Origin of the sequence: Brachybacterium phenoliresistens (genome assembly GCF_039530785.1) — a bacterium.
Classification (GTDB): domain Bacteria; phylum Actinomycetota; class Actinomycetes; order Actinomycetales; family Dermabacteraceae; genus Brachybacterium; species Brachybacterium phenoliresistens.
In genome coordinates this window covers 1-620 of record NZ_BAAAOW010000028.1, presented here as the reverse complement: position 1 = coordinate 620, position 620 = coordinate 1, and the positions used below count along the sequence as shown (strand labels likewise).

General features: G+C 61.1%; 1 protein-coding gene. It reads right to left on the bottom strand.

Annotated features, from left to right (window positions below; genetic code table 11):
• The coding region (locus ABD234_RS19115) for a helix-turn-helix domain-containing protein (RefSeq protein WP_344359670.1) at positions 1-491 on the bottom strand (491 nt) is incomplete at its 3' end.
• Between the last annotated feature and the right edge of the window lie 129 nt (positions 492-620).

Below are 620 nucleotides of genomic sequence, written 5' to 3'. Positions count from 1 at the left end.
CCGCGGGCCTGCAGGTAGAGGGTGCGATAGACCGTCTCGTGGCACAAGTGAAACCTCGAATCATCCGGACGCGCTCGCTTCAATCGTCCCACGATCTGCTCGGGAGAGAGGCCAAAGTGCAGTCCGCACTGGACAAGTCGATGCAAAAGGCGGTCCGACACGATCTTCAGGGGCTTGGGTCGTCGACGCATCTCGCGCGCATACCTTTCCGCCCTAGTGAATTCGTAGCTGCGCACGGTGCCGCGGAGCGAACCCCGCTTGATCTCCCTAGAAATCGTCGAGGGGGCCCGACCCAGTTCACTCGCGATCGCCCGGAGGGACTTCCCTTCCACGAGTCGCTCTTTGATGAGCTCTCGTTCGTGGATTCTAAGCGCACGCGTCGGCTCCACTGTCTTGCGCGGGCGAATTCCTCCCGCGTTCGCAATGGTCCTGTTAACGGTTGGGTGCGAGACGCCGGCCTCGCGAGCGACTTCGCGCTTGGATATTCCCATCCCATAATAGTCCCATATCAGCTCGACGGTCTCGGGAGATCGAACCGAAGTCGGAGCCCGTCCTAGCAGTACTGGCCTCATCAAACACCTCCATGTCGTGGGGTGTTGCGCTGACCGTTGGAACCCGCC